This is a genomic window from Pseudomonas sp. B3G-3, assembly GCF_028640915.1.
Taxonomy (GTDB): Bacteria; Pseudomonadota; Gammaproteobacteria; order Pseudomonadales; family Pseudomonadaceae; genus Aquipseudomonas; species Aquipseudomonas chlororaphis_I.
This window is the reverse complement of record NZ_JAQZAB010000112.1, coordinates 1-1,295: the sequence shown is the minus strand read 5'-3', so window position 1 is coordinate 1,295 and position 1,295 is coordinate 1. Positions and strand designations below refer to the sequence as shown.

The window sequence follows — 1,295 nt, the reverse complement described above, 5'->3', positions numbered from 1 at the left end:
CCATGGTCGTTCATCAACGCCGCGCTGATCTCCTTCGTCGTGTCGTCGATCCGCAGTTCGCTGGCGCGGTGGCCCTTGTGCTCCTTGCTCTTGACGCTCGAGAGCACCTGGTGATCGGGCAACTTGTAGGGCGTGGGGTTGGTGACCCGGTAGAGCCGATTGGTGATCACCGGCTGGTCCGGATCGCCGTCCAGGAAGTCGACGACGACCTCCTGGCCGATGCGCGGCAGCGCGATATGCCCCCAGCGCGTGCCCGCCCAGGCGTGGGCGGTGCGTATCCAGCACGAGCTGTGCTCGTCGTGCTTGCCCTGGCGGTCCCAGGGGAACTGCACCTTCACCCGGCCGTGCTCGTCGACGTGGAACTCTTCGCCCTCTGGGCCCACCACGGTGGCCACCTGCGGGCCGGGGATGAGCGGACGCGGCAGCGGAGCGGGGCGCCACTCCACCCGATCAGGCACGATCTCGGCGACGTAGCTGTAGTGGGTGCCACGCTGGGCGTCGGCACTCTCTTCGGCCTGGCTGGTGTGCTGGATGCCGGTGTGGCGGATGTGGACCGGGCGCCAACCGTGGTTCCAGTCCTCGCGCGGGTGGCCGATGAGGTCAAAGGCCACCCCAGGCACCAGGCGCGGGTCATCGCCTTCGACCACGGCGATGCGTGCATCGCGGCGCAGGCCGCGCAGACGGTCGCGGGTGAAGGGGACGCCGGCGGCGTCCTGCTTGTAGCGTCCCGGGTAGTCGTAGCGCTCGTAGCCCAGGTCCTGGTGTTTGATGTTCTCGCCCTGGGGTGAGTGCTCCTGGCGGTAGCGCGGGTGGGTGAAGGTGTAGTCGCGCTGGGTCTGGCGGGCGGTGCGGACCTGCTCGGTGTAAGTGAAGCGACGCAGGGCCGGCTCGGGCTGGTCACCGCCGGGCGTGGCGTTGTAGCGCACCGGTCCGCCGTCGATGGCGCCGTGGATGTACAGGCGGTCGCCGTGGACAAGCTGCACACCGGAGGCATCGTGAACGAAGCGGTGAAACAGCCCTTCTTCGGCGGCCAGACGCAGTACGAAATCCAGGTCGGTGTCACCGGCCTGAACGCAGTACTCACGCGGCAGGTGCTCTTCGGTCAGGCGCTGCTCGTAGTGCTCGATGTGGTGCTCGGCCAGCAGCGCTGCGAGCACCTGCGGGACGCTCTGCTGCTGGAAGATGCGCCAGTCCGAGGACAGGCCAAGGCGGGCCAGGCGTGGCTCGACCACGGCGCGGTAGCGGGTGCGTCGAAAGCCGGTGGCGCCCTGCTCGAAGGCGGAGACCAGGCCCCA

At 68.9% G+C, this 1,295-nt stretch carries 1 protein-coding gene; it reads right to left on the bottom strand.

Going from position 1 to position 1,295, the window contains the following annotated elements:
• On the bottom strand, positions 1-1,295 hold a 1,295-nt coding region (gene tssI / locus PVZ80_RS19705; protein WP_273864435.1), incomplete at both ends, for a type VI secretion system tip protein TssI/VgrG.